The organism is Bacillus sp. I-2 (assembly GCF_001974945.1).
Classification (GTDB): Bacteria; Bacillota; Bacilli; order Bacillales; family Bacillaceae; genus Bacillus; species Bacillus safensis.
The window spans coordinates 505,260-523,399 of record NZ_LZRW01000011.1 but is presented as its reverse complement, the minus strand read 5'-3'; the positions used below and the strand labels follow the sequence as shown (position 1 = coordinate 523,399).

Genomic DNA, 18,140 nt, shown 5'->3' with positions numbered 1-18,140 from the left:
AGCGATGTTTCAAAAAGTACTGATTGCAAATCGAGGCGAAATTGCCAGGCGCATTATTCGAACGTGTAAAAGGCTCGGGATCCACACCGTCGCCGTTTATTCAGAAGCAGATCAGCATGCACTTCACGTGCAAGAAGCAGACAGCGCCTATCCGATTGGAGGCGCGAAAGTATCTGAAAGCTATTTAAACTTGGAAGCAATCATTCGTGTAGCCAAGCAGACAAATACAGATGCCATCCACCCAGGATATGGCCTCTTATCAGAAAATGCAGCCTTTGCAGAACGCTGCTGCAGCGAAGGAATCGCCTTTATTGGCCCATCCGCACAAGTCATTCAGCGAATGGGGAATAAAATTGAAGCAAGAAAAACGATGGCTCAAGCAGGTATCCCCATTGTACCAGGCGTTTCAGCTCCGCTGCATGATGCAGAAGAAGGGGTGAGTCAAGCGCAGTTACTCGGTTATCCGATCATGCTCAAGGCATCAAGCGGGGGCGGAGGAATTGGCATGCAGCTCGTGCAAAATGACGAGGAGCTGTATAGGGCTTTTGAAGGGAATCAAAAAAGAGCGCAAAGCTTTTTCAACGATGGGACGCTGTATATGGAAAAGGTCATTGAAGACGCTCGGCACATTGAAATTCAGGTCCTTTTTGATTCCTTCGGTCATGGGGTTCACTTATTTGAGCGCGACTGTTCACTCCAGCGAAGACATCAAAAAATCATTGAAGAAGCACCAGCCGCCTGTCTCGATGAATCGGTGAGACATCAAATGGGGGAGATGGCCGTCAAAGCAGCCAAAGCGATTGGGTATGAAAATGCAGGAACGATTGAATGTTTAGTCGATCAGCATCAACAATTTTATTTCCTAGAAATGAACACGAGATTACAAGTAGAGCATCCTGTCACAGAAGAAATTACAGGCATTGACCTTGTCGAGGAGCAGTTGAAAATCGCTGCATGTGAGCCGCTTTCCTTTAATCAGGAGGATATTCATCAAATCGGTCATGCCATCGAGGTTAGAATTTATGCGGAAGATCCCGTCACCTTTTATCCATCACCAGGAACGATCACTCGGCTCTCCACACCTGAAGCTCCGTATATCCGTCATGAGTCAAGTGTGACAAATGGAAGCATCATTACCCCTTTTTACGATCCAATGATTGCGAAAATGATCGTTTACGGTGATACGAGAAAACTTGCAATAGAACGATTAAAAGAGGCATTACAAGCATATGAAATAGAAGGGATCAAAACCAACTTACCGCTTTTAAGGGAAATGGCCGGATCTTCTGCTTTCTTACAAGGCAGCATCACAACCGATTTTCTCATGAAAAAAAGGGAGGAAAACCGTTCATGAAAACTGTCACAATTCAAATGGCCGGAAACTTGTGGAAGCTTCTTGTGAAACAAGGCGATGAAGTGCAAAAAGGACAGGAGGTTGCCATCTTAGAATCAATGAAAATGGAAATTCCGATCGTTGCTGAAGAGGCCGGGATCATCAGCAAAGTGCATAAGGCAGAGGGGGAGTTTGTCGATGAAGGAGAGGTTCTTTTAGAACTAACAGAATAGGAGGGAGCCAAATGGCATTACCAAAGAGTGTGCTTATCAGGGAGGTCGGCCCGCGGGACGGACTGCAAAATGAATCAGTCTGGCTGGACACAGGCGAGAAGCGAACGTGGATAGATCTGCTCGCAGCAGCCCAGCTCCCTTATATTGAAGTCACATCATTTGTTCATCCTAAATGGGTTCCAGCCTTAAAAGATGCTAAAGAACTCACCCAATCCTTTAACAAAAAAGACGACATCACCTATGCAGCACTCATTCCCAATGAAAAAGGCTTAGCTCATTTTTTTGAAGCCAATCTTGACACAGGCGCTATGTTTATCTCTTCGAGTGAAACACATAACAAGAAAAATATGAATCAATCCATCCACGAAACACTTCCTGTCATCAAACAAATGACAGCTGATTTAAAAGCAGCAGGAAAAAACACGCGCGCGTATATTTCCACCGTGTTTGGCTGCCCGTATGAAAAACAAGTGCCAATGGATCAAGTCCTGCGGTTAACGGATATTTTGCTTTCTTATGGCATTGATGAAATATCTCTCGGTGACACCATCGGTGAAGCCCATCCGCTACAAGTAGAAAGGCGCTTAGACATTTTACTTGAACGTTTTCCTGCTGATAAAATTGCTCTTCATTTTCATGATACGAAGGGGATGGCTCTTGCCAATATTTATACGGCATTAAAAGCCGGAATCACGATATTTGACTCCTCCAGCGGGGGGCTTGGCGGATGTCCCTATGCACCTGGTTCCAGCGGAAACGTGGCGACAGAAGATGTGGTGCATATGCTTCAAAAACTAGGAATTGAGACAAATATTCACCTTCCTGCATTAATTCAAGCGGCAGAATGGATTGAAGCGAAAGTAGACCGAACCCTTCCTAGTCACTGTTTACGCGCTTTTCACTCTCAGACTACTTCATAAAGGAGAATAACATGACATCATTGGTCCATTTTTCGATACAAGATGAACAGATTGGCATCATGACCTTAAACAGGCCAGAACAAGCGAATTCCCTATCCGCTCCAATGCTGGAGGAGATCAATCAGATCATTCAAGAAATCAAACACGATGAAAGCATCCGCTGTCTGCTCATTACAGGAGCCGGTTCTAAAGTCTTTTGCGCTGGAGCAGATTTAAAAGAACGACGATTGATGACAGAAGCAGAAGCGAAAGGCGCTGTTCTTTCGATTCAGCAAACCTTTATCGAGATTGAATCTATTCCTGTACCTGTCATTGCAGTGATGAACGGACACGCACTAGGCGGAGGACTTGAGCTCGCGCTCGCTTGTGATCTCCGCATTGCACGAGCCGGAGCAAGACTCGGCCTGCCAGAAACAGGACTAGCTATCATACCAGGAGCCGGAGGGACGCAGCGGCTTCCGCGCCTCATTGGACTTGGTAAAGCAAAAGAACTTATTTTCACAGGCTCATCATTACAAGCAGAAGAAGCCATTCAAATCGGGCTCATTGAGCATATCTCTTTAGCAGATTCCTTCATGAACGATGCCATCTCTCTTGCAAAACAAATCATCAAAAATGGCCCGCTTGCCTTAAAAGAAGCGAAACAAGCGATTCAATCAAGCCTTGATCACGATTTGCATACAGGTTTGACAAAGGAATACGAAGCCTATCTACGGCTCATTGAGACAGAAGATCGAACGGAAGGTCTTCGAGCCTTCCAAGAAAAACGAACGCCTCAATACAGAGGCAGGTAGCAAGAAAGGGGAATCGGTATGATCGAAGAATATGAACTGAAAAAACAGCAGATTCTGAAAGGCGGGGCCGAGCGATACCATCAAAAAAACAAAGAAAAAGGAAAATTGTTCGTCCGTGACCGCCTCCAGTTGTTATTAGATGAGGATTCTTTCATTGAGGATGCCATGTTTGCCGAGTGTCACAATGAACATTTACCAGCAGATGGTGTTGTCACAGGGACGGGGCGGATGAATGGGCAGACTGTTTGCGTTATGGCAAATGATTCTACCGTCAAGGCAGGATCATGGGGCGTCAAAACGGTAGAAAAAATCATTAGAATCCAGGAAACAGCCGAAAAGCTCAACTGCCCAATGCTGTATTTAGTCGACTCTGCGGGTGCTAGAATCACCGATCAAATCGCCATGTTTCCAGGCAGAAGAGGTGCAGGCCGCATTTTTTATAACCAGGTGAAGCTGTCTGGACGTATTCCGCAAATTTGTTTACTATTTGGTCCTTCTGCCGCCGGAGGTGCTTACATTCCTGCTTTTTGTGACATCGTCGTCATGGTCGAAGGGAATGCTTCAATGTACTTAGGCTCACCGCGAATGGCCGAAATGGTGATCGGAGAAAAAGTATCACTTGAAGAAATGGGCGGAGCAAAAATGCATTGCAGCATTTCTGGATGCGGCGATATTTTAGCAAAAACAGAGGAAGAAGCCATTCAAATCGCTCGCACTTATTTAACTTACATGCCTGCCAACTATACAGAAAAACCAAAACGGGCAGCCGCAAAAGCACCTAAACCATCAGAGATAACCCTCCAAGACCTCATCCCTAAAGGGCAGAATACCCCTTTTGATATGTATCAGCTCATTGATTTACTCATTGATGAAGGATCATTTTTTGAAATCAAAAAGCTGTTTGCCGCAGAATTGATCACAGGCTTTGGCCGCATGAATGGTCAGCCTGTCGGTCTTATTGCCAACCAGCCGAGGGTAAAAGGCGGCGTTTTATTCCATGATTCAGCCGACAAAGCCGCTAAGTTTATTCAGCTATGTGACGCCTTTCATATTCCACTCCTTTTCCTTGCCGATATACCGGGGTTTATGATCGGAACAAAAGTGGAACAAGCAGGCATTATCAGGCACGGGGCGAAAATGATCTCCGCCATGTCAGAGGCAACCGTTCCGAAAATATCTGTCATTGTTCGTAAAGCATACGGTGCAGGTTTATATGCTATGGCAGGACCAGCCTTTGAACCGGACTGCTGTCTTGCTCTTCCATCAGCACAAATTGCTGTCATGGGGCCAGAAGCCGCTGTAAATGCGGTCTATGCGAATAAAATTGCCGAACTGCCTGCTGAGGAAAGAGCAGCATTTATTCAAGAGAAACGCAAGGAATACCAGGAAGATATGAATATATATGAGCTTGCCTCTGAAATGATAGTCGATGGTGTCATCCCATTTGACCATTTGCGAGATGAGCTTTGTCATAGATTACAAGCCTATACCTCTAAAGAGATGACATTTACAAGACGAAAACACCCGGTTTATCCGGTCTAAAGGGGGCGGCCTCATGATGAATCAAAAACCAGCGTGGATACCCGAAGAGCAGATGATGAAACAAACACGCCTTTACAAATGGATGCATTCACTTGGTTTTTCTACTTATGATGCGTTCTATCAAGCTAGTATCGAGCGGACCGATTGGTTTTGGAGAGAAGCCGAGAAGGCGGTCGGCATCGTGTGGAAGGAGCCGTATGAAGCCGCGTTAGGCCAAGATTCATTCATGTGGCCCAATTGGTATAAAGGCGGCCGGCTCAACGTGGTCGAAACGGCTGTTGACAAATGGGCAGAGAATGAAGAAACCCAGCATCAACCAGCTGTGATGTGGAGAAATGAAGCGGGAGAAGAGAGAAGATGGACGTTCCTCGAACTTCAAGAAAAGGTCAATCGTCTCGCTGCTGGTTTTTTGAAGAAGGGAATACAAAAAGGGGATGTGGCGGTCATTTATATGCCGATGCTTCCGGAAACAGCTGCCGTCATGCTTGCCTTTGCAAAGATTGGTGTCATCTTTAGCCCGGTTTTTTCTGGCTATGGAAGCGAGCCTCTTGCCGTACGTATTCGTGCATCAGGTGCAACCATTGTCGTCACAGGCTCTAGCGTGACGCGCAGAGGAAAGACGATCAACATGCGTGAATGTGCGGCAGAAGCAATCGACAAAACCAAGACTGTCCAAACAGTCATTGTACACGCTTCCTCTCATACTGGATATAAAGAGGATATTAAGCTAAATGATTTGTTAAAAGAAGAACCACTGAGTAAAACGACTTATCTTTCAAATGAAGATCCCCTTATGATCTTATACACGTCTGGAACAACCGGTACACCAAAAGGGGCTGTTCATACACACGCAGGCTTTCCTGTAAAAGCGGCTTTTGATGCCGGTCTTTGTATGGACGTTGCAAAAGGAGACCGTTTGTTTTGGCTCACAGACATGGGATGGATGATGGGGCCATTTCTCGTCTTTGGCGGCTTGATCAATGGAGCTGCAATTGTTTTATATGACGGCGCCCCCGATTATCCAGATGAACAGCACCTTTGGTCATTCATCCACGAGCAAAAAGTCACCCATTTTGGACTTTCACCTACTTTTGTTCGCTCTGCGATGCAGCAAAACCTTTCAGACATTGAGCTGCCGCATGTGAAAGCCATCATATCTACAGGTGAACCGTGGAATGAAGCACCATGGCAATGGCTTTTTGATACCATTGGTCAAAAGCACATTCCAATCTTAAATTACTCAGGGGGAACAGAGGTTTCTGGCGGTATTGTAGGAAGTACGCTGCTTCGTCCAATCAAACCGATCCTTTTTAATGCGGCAATCTTAGGAATGGCGGCAGATGTGTATAATGAGGCAGGAGAGAGCGTGCTGAATGAGGTAGGAGAACTTGTTGTCAAAAAACCGTGGGTCGGCTTGACATGTGGGTTTTGGAAAGATCCGGAGCGATATGAAGACACCTATTTTAAACGATTTGATGGGGTGTGGACGCACGGGGATTGGGTGATGCAATCAGAGGATGGCGCATTCCATATCACGGGCAGATCGGATGATGTCATTAATACAGCAGGTAAACGCATTGGTCCAGCTGAAATTGAATCCATTCTTACCTGGCATCCAGCCGTACATGAGGCTGCTGTGATTGGAGTAAAGGATGAGGTGAAGGGAGAAGCACTAGTTTGTTTCATTGTGGCCAGTTCACAGACTTTTGAAGAAGCAGCACTCATTCAAGAGCTCAAAATACATGTTGGTTCATATGCGGGAAAAGCGCTCACACCAAAGGAAATTCATCTCATTTCAGCTTTACCGAAAACAAGAAACGGAAAAATCGTCCGGCGTTTATTAAAAGGAGCTTATGAACAGCAGCCTTCACCAGATCTTTCGTCTCTAGATAATCCTGATGTGTATAACAGCATTTGCGAATACTTGAAAAGAAAACAAAGTCCATAAAAAAAGACAGGAGAGCGTCCTGTCTTTTTTATTGCACATGAAAATTCGTGCCATCTGTTGTTTCTTTTACAATACCTGCCCGAATCACAAAATCACCGAAATGTTCATGTTCCGCGCGTTCTTTTGCATAGCGGGGGAGTAGAGAGCCAAGCTCGTTTAAAATGTCTTCTTCTCCTACATTTTCTCGGTACAGTTTACTTAATCTGCTGCCATCAAACGCAGCGCCAAGATACATGTTGTATTTACCAGGTGATTTCCCGATAAAGCCAATTTCACCAAGCGCATGTCGGGCGCATCCATTTGGACATCCAGTCATACGAATCGTGATTTCTTTATCACTTAAGCCATTTTCTTCGACAATCTCTTCAATTTTGTCAATTAAGCGCGGGAGGTAGCGTTCTGCCTCTGCCATCGCTAAGCCGCATGTCGGAAGAGCAACACAGGCCATTGAACTGCGGCGCAGTGCAGAGTGCTGCTGTCCATCTGACAAACCAAACTCCTGAATGAGCTGCTCGATTTGTTTCTTTTTATGAGATGTGACGTTTCCAATGATCAAATTTTGATTCGCTGTTAAGCGGAAGTCACCTGTATGAATCTTTGCGATTTCACGAATGCCTGTCATCAGCGGATAATCATCGTAATCCGTGATACGTCCGCCTTCTACAAACATTGTATAATGCCATCTGCCATTGATTCCTTTTACCCAGCCATAGCGGTCACCGTTATGATCGAAGTGATAATCTCTTGCGTCTAATAGGGTAAATCCAAGGCGGCGCTCAAGCTCTTCTTTTACATTCTCAAGACCGAGGCGGTCCACTGTATATTTAAAGCGGGCATTTTTTCTCACCGAACGGTTTCCGTAGTCCCGCTGGATGGTGATCACTTGTTTGGCAATCTCTACAACTTGTTCCGGTGTACAAAAGCCAATTACTTTTGCAAGCTGTGGATAGGTCGCTGTATCACCATGAGTCATGCCCATTCCACCGCCAATCGCGACATTAAAACCGACTAATTGATCATTTTCAATAATCGCAATGAAGCCTAAATCCTGCGAAAAAACATCAATATCGTTAGCAGGAGGGACCGCCACACCAATCTTGAATTTTCTTGGCAAATAAAGTGGACCATACATCGGCTCAACCTCTGTATCAGGCGTTGCTGCTACCTTTTCCTCATCAAGCCAAATTTCATGATACGCTCTTGTTTGCGGAAGCAGGTCATCACTTAATTTTTTGGCGAGCTCGTATACATCATGGTGTACTTCTGATTGATAAGGATTTGACGTACACATGACATTACGGTTCACATCGCCGCAAGCAGCGATCGTATCAAGCATAGTAGAATGAATGTCTTGAATGGTCTTTTTCATGTTCCATTTTAAAATACCGTGAAGCTGAAAGGTTTCACGAGTTGTCAGCTTTAACGTACCGTTTCCATATTTATGAGCAAGCTCATCCATCACAAGCCACTGTTTGGATGTAGCGATTCCGCCAGGCAAGCGGACGCGCAGCATAAATTGATAGGCAGGCTCAAGCTTTTGTTTTTGCCGTTCATTTCTCAGGTCACGATCATCCTGTAAATAACTGCCGTGATGCTTCATCAGGCGGTTGTCATCATCAGGAATACCCGCTGAAATCGGATCAAGCATCACTTCTTTTAATGTACCCCGTAAATAATCACTTTTTTCTTTGATTTCCTCTACGTCGCTCGGAGGTCCATCCGGCGCTGTTAATGCTGTCTTCACCATGTAAGTAAAAGCTCCTTTCTTTCAAGCATTCAATCAATATACGTCACGCTGATAGCGTTTTTGCTGCTGCAAGTTGGCTACATAGCTTTCAGCTTTCTCTTTGCTCATCGCACCTTCTTCTTGGATGATTGATAGAAGGGTATCATGAACATCATGCGCCATATGTTTTTCATCTCCGCAGACATATACATAGGCACCTTGCTCCAGCCATTCGAATAATTCTTTACTTTGTTTCTTCATTTGATGTTGGACATATACTTTTTCCTCTGAATCTCTTGAAAAAGCCACATCCATTTTTGTTAACACACCATCTTTTAACCACTTTTGCCATTCGGTTTGATATAAGAAATCCGTCACAAAGTGCTGATCACCGAAGAACAACCATGACTTTCCATCTGCACCGACTTCCTCACGCTCCTGCATAAAGGAACGGAAAGGGGCGATGCCTGTGCCTGGTCCTACCATAATGATCGGTGCATCAGGGTTTTCAGGAAGCTTAAAGTTTTGATTGTGCTGAATATAAACAGGCAGCTTATCACCTGGTTCTAAGCGCTCCGCACATAAGATTGAGCAGACACCTTGACGTTCTCTTCCGTGAGCATCATATCTCACAGCACCGATCGTCAAATGAACTTCTTCTTCATTTGCTTTCAGGCTGCTTGCAATGGAATAAAGGCGAGCCGGAATTTTTCTTAAAATGGCAGTGAAGTCTGCCGCTGTTCCTTCAAAAGGACCGAAATCACGAGCAGCATCTACTAAATCTCTTCCTGCTATATATGCTTTTAACTTTTCTTCGTTTCCTTCTTCTAAAAGGACCTGCAAGGCTTCGCTCTTTGTAAAGGACGCCATCTTTTGAAGAAGAGGTTTTGTTAAGACGGTAATCTCAAAATGAGAGGTGAGTGCTTCCTTTAAAGGAAGCGTGTCGCCGTTTTTATGAACGGTTACGGCTTCCTCTGCATTCCATCCGCAGGCTGTAATCAATTCATCAACAAGCGCTGGATCATTTGTTGGATAAATACCAAGGCTGTCACCCGGCTCATAAACAAGCCCTGATCCTTCAAGAGAAAGCTCCAAATGACGGGTTTCTTTGTTAGAACCGCGGCCATTTAGGTTGATATTTTCAAGCACTTCAGCATAAAAAGGATTTGTTCTTGAGTATTCAGATGCAGTCGTTTGAGTGTTTGCTACCGCTGATTCCTGCGGGGCTGCTGCGGCTCCGCCTTCGCTAAGTGAAGATGCCACCCCTTGAAGCCATTCAGAAAACGGCTCATCATAATCAAGATCACAGTCCACTCGATCGAAAAGACGCGTTCCGCCAAGCTCTTTTAAACGCTCATCAAATTCTTTACCTGTTTGACAGAAGAATTCGTAGGAGCTGTCACCAAGTGATAGGACAGAAAAGCTTAAATGATCAAGCTTTGGTGCACGTCTGCCGTGAACATATTCATGGAAAGAAAGGGCATTATCAGGCGGATCTCCCTCGCCATGTGTGCTGACGATGATCAGTAAATTGTTTATTTTTTTCAGACTATTTGGTTTAAAATCTGACATAGAAGAGAGCGTCACTTGAAAACCTTTCTCTTCAAGATGCTGCGCTGTCTTTTTTGCTAACCCTTCAGAATTGCCTGTTTGTGAGCCATAAAGTACGGTCACATCTTTGCTGACAGGCTGCGCTGGTGCTGCGGCAGAAGGAGAAGGGGCTAGGGCAGTATTTTCTGATCCGGCTAAAGCTGCCTGTGCTGATAAATAACCGGTAAGCCAAATTTTTTGCTGATCTGTTAAAGTCGGAAGCAGCTGATTAAGCAGTTCTGCCTGCTGCTGACTAAACGGACTGTTCAATACATGAAGTTGCAACGATATCCACCTCACAAGGAATATAAACATAGATTAATTCGATAGGAATTATATATATAGGTTCAATTTGAACTTTACCGAAAGTTTGCCATTAAGTAAAATATATAATATTGATTGTCATGATTAAGATTTCTAATACCTTTGCAAGGTGAAATTACTTTATTCAGTCAAGGAGGTAATATGAGTATTATTAGAGATTTGGAAGATCCAAAAGTTAAGTTTAAATTAATAAAAAATGTATCTATCCAAAGACAGGAACTAGAAAAATTAAATCTGAGACAAATTGCAGATCTTCGAATTTATGCCAAAGATAAATACGAGAGAGCTGCCAACTTTTCCACAAAAGCTTCTATTATAACAATAACAATTGTGCCAGCATTTTTATTTTTGAACTCTTACTTTAATTCATATTTTAACTATGGATTAGATGTTATTACTAAAAAGCACAAAACTAACGATTCGAAATTGCAAAATGCTTTCGATGAAATTTCAATAAATATAATGGATACTTATCTGAATATCGCTTTAAGTATATTGTTATGTGTTTTTATTGTTCTTCTCAGTAGAAGAATTGATGTTTCCAAAACAAATAAACTTTTCAATTTAATTGATGAAGTATATGACATGAAATTAAAACGAGAGGAAAAATTTCAAGAGGATTATAAACAAATGCAAAAGAGAAGAGCTATGAATTGGAAGGTAATTTCTTGTGTTCATTATTCTGACCGTTTCGAGATTTTAATGAAATCTCCAAATCGAAAAGAAGCTGAATTTTTTATGTTCTATGAATTAGATCATATTAAAGAGGTTGAAGTAATTTTTGGGATTAGTGGAAAAGTGAGTTCACGATCATTATTATAGGCACCACTTTAAACCACAATGACTTTTTTATGTTCTGATTTAACAAAAGTAGATTCTAAAAAGCTGTCACAGGGTCAAACGATTGAGGTTTGGTTTGATGAGTTACAAGAATCGTTTCCTCCTAAAGCAACGGTCGAAAAATATCACATCATGATGGATAAGTAGGGAGCAGGTGGCAGATTCTTTCTATCATGAAAAAGGAGAAAAACCTCAAGGTTTTTCTCCTTTCCCAAATTATGCTGTTGGAAGTCCCATCACAGCTTTCACTTCTAAATATTCCTCGATTCCGAAGTCTCCCCATTCTCTTCCGATACCAGATTGCTTAAAGCCGCCAAATGGGGCAAAGTAATCTGTTTCGGCGTTGTTAATGGTAATTTGACCGGCACGAATATGTTCAGCTACATATTTTAATGTTTTTTCATCTTTTCCAACCACATAGCCAGCAAGACCGTACACTGTATCATTGGCAATTTCAAGGGCATGATCCAGGTCCTTATATGTGATTACACTCATGACGGGTCCGAATATTTCCTCTTGCGCAATGGTCATATCATTTTTCACATTTGTGAAAATAGTATGCTTAGCGAAATAGCCCTTGTCTAGTCCGTCCGGCTTCCCAGTTCCCCCAGCAAGCAGGTGAGCACCTTCTTCAATTCCTTTTTCAATATAAGACTGTACGGTATCCCATTGCTTTTTGGAGACAAGCGGGCCAGTGGCGTGATCTTCTCGCGGATCACCAACTGTAAACTTCGGCAGGGCATTCAGCAGCGCTTTTTCAAATGTGTCTTTCATTGATTCAGGAATCAGCACACGTGTAGCTGCGGAACACACTTGACCTGTATTCATCGCAATATGATGAACGGCTGTTTCGGCTGCCTCATCCACATCTGCATCATCTAAGACGATAAGAGGGGATTTCCCGCCAAGCTCAAGAGCCACTTTCTTAATATTGTCTGCAGCATTTTCCATTATTTTAGAGCCGACAGCACCTGATCCCGTAAATGAAACAAAGTCAATATCAGGGTGTGAGCTAATGCCGTCACCAATGACATCACCAGTTCCGTTTACTAGGTTGAAGACGCCTTTCGGTACGCCTGCTTCATCAATGATGTCTGCAAGAATCATTGCGGCAAAAGGTGTAATTTCCGCAGGCTTTAAGACAACTGGTGAGCCTGCTGCAATGGCACCCGCGATTTTAAGTGATGTTTGATTCGTTGGGAAATTCCAAGGTGTAATCAATCCACTGACACCAATCGCTTCTTTTATAATGGTATGCCCGCCGCGATTCTCAGTAAATGTATACGATTTAAGTGCTTCCGCTGCTTTAGAAAAATGTTCATGTCCCATTTTGTAATGAACCTCTTCTGATACTTTCAGCGGTGCACCAAGCTCTTGTGTCATGACTTCTATTAGTTCATCCTTACGCTTTTCGTAGCCGCGCACAATGTTTTCCAGCATCTTTATGCGTTCATTTCGAGATGTTTTTGAGAAAGAAGGAAAGGCGGCACGAGCGGCTTTAACTGCCTTATCTAAATCTTCTTTTGTACCTAAGCTAATGGTGCCAATGACTTCCTCTGTAGCAGGATTGATGACCTCCGTCGTTTCGTTTCCTGTTGATGCGATCCATTCTCCGTTAATAAAATGTTTCTCTTGTTTTCTCATTCTGACATGTCTCCTTTTTATATGTGATTCCAATCAATATTCTGTTTTCAGGTGATATAAAACTGTACCCACTGTGAAAAATCTAAAACGATGAAACTGCAAAAGAAAAAGTTTCTGATATAATACGCAAAGTGGGACATATGTCCTTTTCAACATGAGGGCATCTATCTTTTAATGGAACTAGACTGAAAAAAGAAGGAGCATTTGAACGAATGAAAGGTGTTATTTTCGCTTTATTAGGAGGCGCTTGTATTACACTGCAAGGCGTAGCAAACGCAAGAATCAGCCAGGATATCGGGACATGGCAGGCGGCAACCATCACGCAGCTGACCGGTTTTATTATTGCACTGATCATTTTACTGATTGTACGTGAAGGACACTTCAGGGAATATCGAAAGGTGCAGCCGCTTTATTTAGTAGGCGGTGCATTTGCAGCCATTATTATTTTCAATGAAGTGACTGCGATTCAAATGATCGGTGTCACACTGACCATTGCTGCTTTGCTCATTGCACAGCTTGCTTTCACCTTTGCAATTGATGCAAAAGGATGGTTTGGTGTACAGAAAAAGAAAATGAAATGGCCGCATTATGCAGGAATTCTATTGATGATCGCAGGCGTCATCATTTTAAAGCTATAAAGGAGGACGTCAGATGGAGGAGCTCCATGATGAATCTCTATTTTCCTCTTATCTCAAGGCACATGAATTAGAAAACGTCTTTCATCAGAAACTCATATCACACGTCAGCTTATGGCGCTATGAGCAAGGTGAGCTGATTTGTTCAAAGGGAGATCAGAGGGAGCACTTGTACTTGTTAGTAAAAGGAAAATTAAAGATTTTCACCACCACAAAAGAAGGGAAGACCTTTATTCTTTGTTTTAAACATCCTCTTGAAGCGATTGGAGATATTGAATACGTTCAGCAGACAGATATGGTCAATACAGTGGAGGCTGTCACAGAAGTACATATGCTAAGGATTTCTCATCAAGCGCTCATGCGCCATGCGAAGGATGACCCCCGCGTGTTAACCTTTTTACTAAAGGGCATCACAAACAAATTTTATACGAAATCAAACGATTTGAGCTTCCATCTTTTATATCCTGTAGAGGTCAGGCTTGCAAGCTACTTATTGTCTGTGTTAACAGGGAATAACAGCGCGAGCGCACTTCGTCTTACTGATGCGGCGAGCTTAATTGGTACAAGCTACCGTCATATTAACCGGGTGATTCAGCAATTTTGTAAAAAAAGGCTGATAGAGAGGCGAAGAGGGAAAATTACGATTCTTGACCGGGAAGGACTCTTAGAAATAGCGGAGCGAAACATTTATGAATAGAAGAAATGAAGGGATTCAGACATGATCATAGGAATAGGATTAGCCATTACGGCTGGCGCACTCGTCAGCTTACAAACCATTTTTAACAGTAAGGTCAATGAGCAGACAGGCTCTTGGTCAACGACCACTCTCGTTCTAGGTATGGGCTTTATTGCTTCACTTTTGATGGGTCTTTTGCTAGAAGGAACCGGCATGTTTCAATTAAGACATATGGAAGCGTGGTACTGGATGAGCGGAGCCATTGGAGTAGGGGTGGTCATCTGCCTCGTTCAAAGCATCAAACGTCTCGGTCCAACTTATGGAATCTCGATTGTCCTGATTTCACAGCTCGGCTCTGCGCTTTTGTTCGATTCGCTTGGCTGGCTTGGGTTAGAGAAAGTGGAATTTTCTCCCGCAAAACTATTAGGAGTCATTGTGATTGTTGCGGGGATATTGGTATTTAAATTGACCAAATTGGAGTCAGCAGAAGAGGATCAATCAGAAGAAAAAGGGCTGCCACAAGAGTAGCTGCCCTTTAGATCAACCGCCGCCATAGAACGGTTATCGCGGATAGCCCATTTAAAAGGAGCCTTTTCATCAAAGGCTTTTTTTTCTGCCCATAGGACGCCGCTTTATAGGCTGCTTTGTCCTTTGCGACGAGAATACTATAGGCTATTTTACGTTCTATTGCCTGAGTAAGTGATAGCGCAAACGGGGCACTATCAATGACCAAAATCGACTCTGTATTTAAAAAACTAGACCTCGCATCTAAATTATATGTCCCGATAATACTTAAATAATCATCAACGACCATTGATTTCGCGTGAATAGAATATGGACCTTCATATTCATATAAATGAACACCAGTTTTCATCAGTTCCTTTTTCGTGCTTAAATATCCTGCAAAAGCTAACGGATTTGGCGTCGCTGTAAGAGAATTCGTAACAACTGTCGTTTGAATCTCGCTAGCTAATGGAGTGAGGCCGTCTTTCATGGGTCGTGTCGGGATAATATAAGGCGTCTGTATGAGCACAGAACGCTTTGCTCGGTGAGCAAGATCGTTTAGTTTTTTGAGCACAAGAGGACGCTTATTGAAGCGCTCCACAGGATTAGTAAAAAATGCAATCTGCTTTACTGAGGTGCCATCTGCTGCCCAATTAAAGGACGACATCACAAAAGGTTCTTTCGCATGCACTGCCTCCTGATAGGATCTAAGCAGGTTCTTTCTTAGTTTTAAGCCTTTCTTTGCTTTTTGTTTGGAGAACACAGCTTTTGTTCTTTTCGTAAAGTCATGATTCCATAAATAAACGAAGTATTGCTCCATTTCATCTAATACTTTTCCTTTTTTGTTGTTATAAAGCAGCACATCGCGGTCAAATGCAAAATCTTTTGGGGGCTGATCTGCAAAGTATTTATCACCGATATTTCTTCCACCCATCACAGCCACTCTGCCATCTACCAGCAGCAGCTTATCATGAAGGCGGTTATGCCACGTCCATGGCTTAAATAACCGAAAGGGCTCATAAAAACGAATGGCCATGTTCGGGTGATTTGCCACGGCATACTGTAAATGCTTCAGCGGTCCACGCAAACTGTGGCAGATGCCGTCTAAAAGCAGCTGAACCTTTACCCCTCGATCAGCTGCTTCAATTAATGCACCTAGTACCCATTCGGCTGTTTTTCCCTTTTGAATGGAATAATAACTTAGGCGGATCATTCTCTTTGCCTCACGAATCATTTGAATTCTGGCCTGGCCAGACTCAAATCCATCATCAAGAAGCATCACTTGATTTATGCCTTGATCGTCGCCTGAGATCGAAGAGGCTTTATAGATACAATGTTCTTTGCATGTTTTTTGGATCGGTAAATAAAACAAAACAAATGCGGTCAAAAAGACATAAACGACATAGAGAAGGATCAGAAAAAACAAAAGATGAAGCATTCGGATCAGCTCCTTTCACATAGACACCACTTTTCCTTAGTTTATGTCAAAAATAAAATTTCACTCATTTTCGCCTTTCATCTAAATACATGACAAAAGAATCATCTTGTTTTTATTGGGCATTTAATTATAGTATGAAATGAATAAGGGGGAATCGAATTGAATGAATCATTATTTAACATCCCAAGTGATGTATATCAAACGTTAAGTGAAACAGAACGATATTTACTCAATTATATTCACCAGCATTTAGAGGATATCTCCACCTTATCCATTGTCACTTTAAGCGAAAGAGCGAATGTATCGACTGCCACAATAGTCAGACTGATGAAAAAAATTGGTTATAACGGCTATACATCCTTTAAATATCGATTAAAACAAGAAAAGAAAATGACAGATGCAAGCGACCAGCTCAAAAATATTGATGAAGACATCAAACTAGCAATTCGGAAAAATGAAGAAGAGGTTTTAAAAACGATACAGCTGCAAAGTATTGGACAAATTGAAGATGCCGTTCAAAAAATACATAATGCAGACAAAATTTATATTTTCGGCAGGGGCTTCTCAGAGATGATCGCCAAAGAGATGACCATCAAATTACAGCTCATCGGGAAAACATGTGAAGTACACGACGATCCGAATATCATTCGGCTGAAATCGCGAGACATTGAAAAAAGTGAGCTTGCCATCTTTGTTTCATTAAATGGCGAAACAGCTGAGCTTGTTGAAGCGTGTCAAAACCTCAGTATGAAGCAAGTCACAACTATTACAGTTACAACAAGAATAGATTCTACATTAAGCAAAATATCAGATATGACACTAGTCGGATATAAAGGGGAACAATCTTTCTTCCCAGATTATGAAGTCAGATCCCGCCTGTCTCTTCATGTCATTGCCCGCATTTTACTTGATGCTTATGTGATCCGAATGAAATAACCAATAAAAAAGCCTTCGAGACTTTGATCTGGAAGGCTTTTTCTCATGAAAACCTTTACACATTCTGAAAACATTTTCACTGAATCGTATGAGATACTTTCTTTAGAGAAAAGAAAGAAGGTGAAACCAATTGATTTATACCTGCACCTTAAATCCTGCTATTGACCTATATATTGCATTAAAAGAAATGCGGGCAAATGCAGTCAATCGCACAGAAGATGAAGATTATCAGCCGAATGGAAAAGGCGTGAACGTGTCGATTATGCTAAAGAAATATGGCTTCACCAGCACTGCATTAGGATTTATTGCTGGGTTTTCAGGGTCTTATATTGAACAATCCTTAAAGGATCTCTCCATTCAGACCGATTTTATCTCGGTTGAAGGAATCACACGCATTAATGTTTTTATCAATACGACAGAAGAATACAAGCTCGTGAACCAGGGCCCTGCAATTGAAGAAAAAGCGCTTCACGCCTTTCGTGAGAAAATTGCGGCTATCCCGCAGGGAGGCACCCTCATCATGTCAGGCAGTCTGCCAAAAGGCGTTCCTGTCAGCATTTTTTCAGAAGTAGCAGCTATTTGCGATCAACAGAAGGTCAAGTTCATTTTAGACACAAGCTCCGCAGCGGTTCTTGAGACGCTTCAATACAAACCTTATTTATTAAAACCGAATGAAGAAGAAATCGCTGCTTTTTTCGGCAAAACACATCCTTTGTCAGAAAAAGAACTCATTCAATCAGGAGAAAAGCTCATTGAGATGGGTGCAGAGCAAGTGCTTATTTCCCGAGGCGAGGAAGGGGCTTTATTTATTACGAAGGACGCAGCGTTTAAAGGAAACGCACCAACAGGCACTGTCGTAAACACAGCTTGTTCTGGAGATGCGATGCTCGCAGCTTTTCTTAGTAAACACCTTGAAGGACACTCACCTGAAGAGTGCTTACGCTACGGCATTGCAACGGGGGCCTCTACTGCGTTTTCAAAAGGCTTAAGTGATTTACATGATATTGATTCATTGATTGAGCAAGTACACATTCAGAAGATATAAGGGGGAATAACA

The 18,140-nt window shown here is 42.7% G+C and carries 17 protein-coding genes; 13 read left to right on the top strand and 4 right to left on the bottom strand.

All coding sequences use genetic code 11. From position 1 onward, the window contains the following. The first annotated feature begins 4 nt into the window (after window positions 1-4). Genes BAE31_RS06095 through BAE31_RS06070 form a run of 6 tightly spaced genes read left to right on the top strand, consistent with a single transcriptional unit; the run spans window position 5 to window position 6,770 of the window. A complete protein-coding gene (locus BAE31_RS06095; RefSeq protein WP_076839803.1) occupies window positions 5-1,354 on the top strand; it encodes an acetyl-CoA carboxylase biotin carboxylase subunit in 1,350 nt (449 codons plus the stop codon). Further along, window positions 1,351-1,566, top strand: coding sequence for an acetyl-CoA carboxylase biotin carboxyl carrier protein subunit (locus tag BAE31_RS06090; RefSeq protein ID WP_041109356.1), 216 nt, complete (start codon window positions 1,351-1,353; stop codon window positions 1,564-1,566). Before BAE31_RS06095 ends, BAE31_RS06090 begins: the two co-directional genes overlap by 4 nt. Before the next feature lie 11 nt (window positions 1,567-1,577). Next, the gene (locus BAE31_RS06085; protein WP_076839801.1) at window positions 1,578-2,486 is read left to right on the top strand and encodes a hydroxymethylglutaryl-CoA lyase; all 909 of its coding nucleotides are present in this window, start codon (window positions 1,578-1,580) and stop codon (window positions 2,484-2,486) included. A gap of 11 nt (window positions 2,487-2,497) precedes the next feature. Next, window positions 2,498-3,280 (top strand): enoyl-CoA hydratase, encoded by a 783-nt coding sequence (locus BAE31_RS06080; protein WP_076839800.1) that lies wholly within the window; start codon window positions 2,498-2,500, stop codon window positions 3,278-3,280. Between the two features lie 18 nt (window positions 3,281-3,298). Next, window positions 3,299-4,822: an acyl-CoA carboxylase subunit beta gene (locus BAE31_RS06075; RefSeq protein WP_076839799.1), complete on the top strand. Its 1,524-nt coding sequence runs from the start codon at window positions 3,299-3,301 to the stop codon at window positions 4,820-4,822. A gap of 13 nt (window positions 4,823-4,835) precedes the next feature. Further along, complete coding sequence (locus BAE31_RS06070) at window positions 4,836-6,770, top strand: AMP-binding protein (RefSeq protein WP_076839797.1); 1,935 nt, start codon at window positions 4,836-4,838, stop codon at window positions 6,768-6,770. A 28-nt stretch (window positions 6,771-6,798) separates the two neighbouring features. On the opposite strand, the gene cysI is transcribed toward BAE31_RS06070, so the two are convergent. After that, a complete protein-coding gene (gene cysI / locus BAE31_RS06065) occupies window positions 6,799-8,517 on the bottom strand; it encodes an assimilatory sulfite reductase (NADPH) hemoprotein subunit (protein ID WP_025093176.1) in 1,719 nt (572 codons plus the stop codon). A 33-nt stretch (window positions 8,518-8,550) separates the two neighbouring features. Beyond that, window positions 8,551-10,371: an assimilatory sulfite reductase (NADPH) flavoprotein subunit gene (locus tag BAE31_RS06060; protein WP_076839796.1), complete on the bottom strand. Its 1,821-nt coding sequence runs from the start codon at window positions 10,369-10,371 to the stop codon at window positions 8,551-8,553. Between the two features lie 180 nt (window positions 10,372-10,551). Between BAE31_RS06060 and BAE31_RS06055 the strand changes: the two genes are divergently transcribed. After that, a complete protein-coding gene (locus tag BAE31_RS06055; protein WP_076839794.1) occupies window positions 10,552-11,232 on the top strand; it encodes a hypothetical protein in 681 nt (226 codons plus the stop codon). A gap of 18 nt (window positions 11,233-11,250) precedes the next feature. Continuing rightward, window positions 11,251-11,397: a DUF3221 domain-containing protein gene (locus BAE31_RS20120; protein WP_083703977.1), complete on the top strand. Its 147-nt coding sequence runs from the start codon at window positions 11,251-11,253 to the stop codon at window positions 11,395-11,397. A 69-nt stretch (window positions 11,398-11,466) separates the two neighbouring features. On the opposite strand, the gene BAE31_RS06045 is transcribed toward BAE31_RS20120, so the two are convergent. Beyond that, window positions 11,467-12,894 carry an aldehyde dehydrogenase family protein gene (locus BAE31_RS06045; RefSeq protein ID WP_076839792.1) on the bottom strand — a complete coding sequence of 476 codons (1,428 nt, stop codon included), beginning with the start codon at window positions 12,892-12,894 and terminating at the stop codon, window positions 11,467-11,469. A gap of 212 nt (window positions 12,895-13,106) precedes the next feature. On the opposite strand from BAE31_RS06045, the gene BAE31_RS06040 reads away from it, so the two are divergent. The 3 genes from BAE31_RS06040 to BAE31_RS06030 are packed head-to-tail and all read left to right on the top strand — an operon-like array spanning window position 13,107 to window position 14,733. Continuing rightward, the gene (locus BAE31_RS06040; RefSeq protein WP_076839790.1) at window positions 13,107-13,532 is read left to right on the top strand and encodes a DMT family transporter; all 426 of its coding nucleotides are present in this window, start codon (window positions 13,107-13,109) and stop codon (window positions 13,530-13,532) included. A gap of 13 nt (window positions 13,533-13,545) precedes the next feature. Continuing rightward, on the top strand, window positions 13,546-14,226 hold the full coding sequence (locus BAE31_RS06035) for a Crp/Fnr family transcriptional regulator (protein ID WP_076839789.1): 681 nt from the start codon (window positions 13,546-13,548) through the stop codon (window positions 14,224-14,226). Window positions 14,227-14,247: 21 nt separating this feature from the next. Continuing rightward, window positions 14,248-14,733: a DMT family transporter gene (locus BAE31_RS06030; protein WP_034284003.1), complete on the top strand. Its 486-nt coding sequence runs from the start codon at window positions 14,248-14,250 to the stop codon at window positions 14,731-14,733. A gap of 7 nt (window positions 14,734-14,740) precedes the next feature. Here the strand turns inward: BAE31_RS06030 and BAE31_RS06025 are convergent, their stop codons facing one another. After that, window positions 14,741-16,147, bottom strand: a complete 1,407-nt coding sequence (locus BAE31_RS06025; RefSeq protein WP_076839787.1) for a phospholipase D-like domain-containing protein — start codon at window positions 16,145-16,147, stop codon at window positions 14,741-14,743. A 159-nt stretch (window positions 16,148-16,306) separates the two neighbouring features. Here BAE31_RS06025 and BAE31_RS06020 point away from each other — a divergent pair, with 159 nt between their 5' ends. Together BAE31_RS06020 and pfkB are read left to right on the top strand one after the other, a co-directional pair. Next, a complete protein-coding gene (locus tag BAE31_RS06020) occupies window positions 16,307-17,083 on the top strand; it encodes a MurR/RpiR family transcriptional regulator (protein WP_024425669.1) in 777 nt (258 codons plus the stop codon). A 130-nt stretch (window positions 17,084-17,213) separates the two neighbouring features. Then, entirely contained in the window at window positions 17,214-18,128 is a 915-nt protein-coding gene (gene pfkB, locus BAE31_RS06015) for a 1-phosphofructokinase (protein WP_076839785.1), read from the top strand. Window positions 18,129-18,140 lie beyond the last annotated feature (12 nt).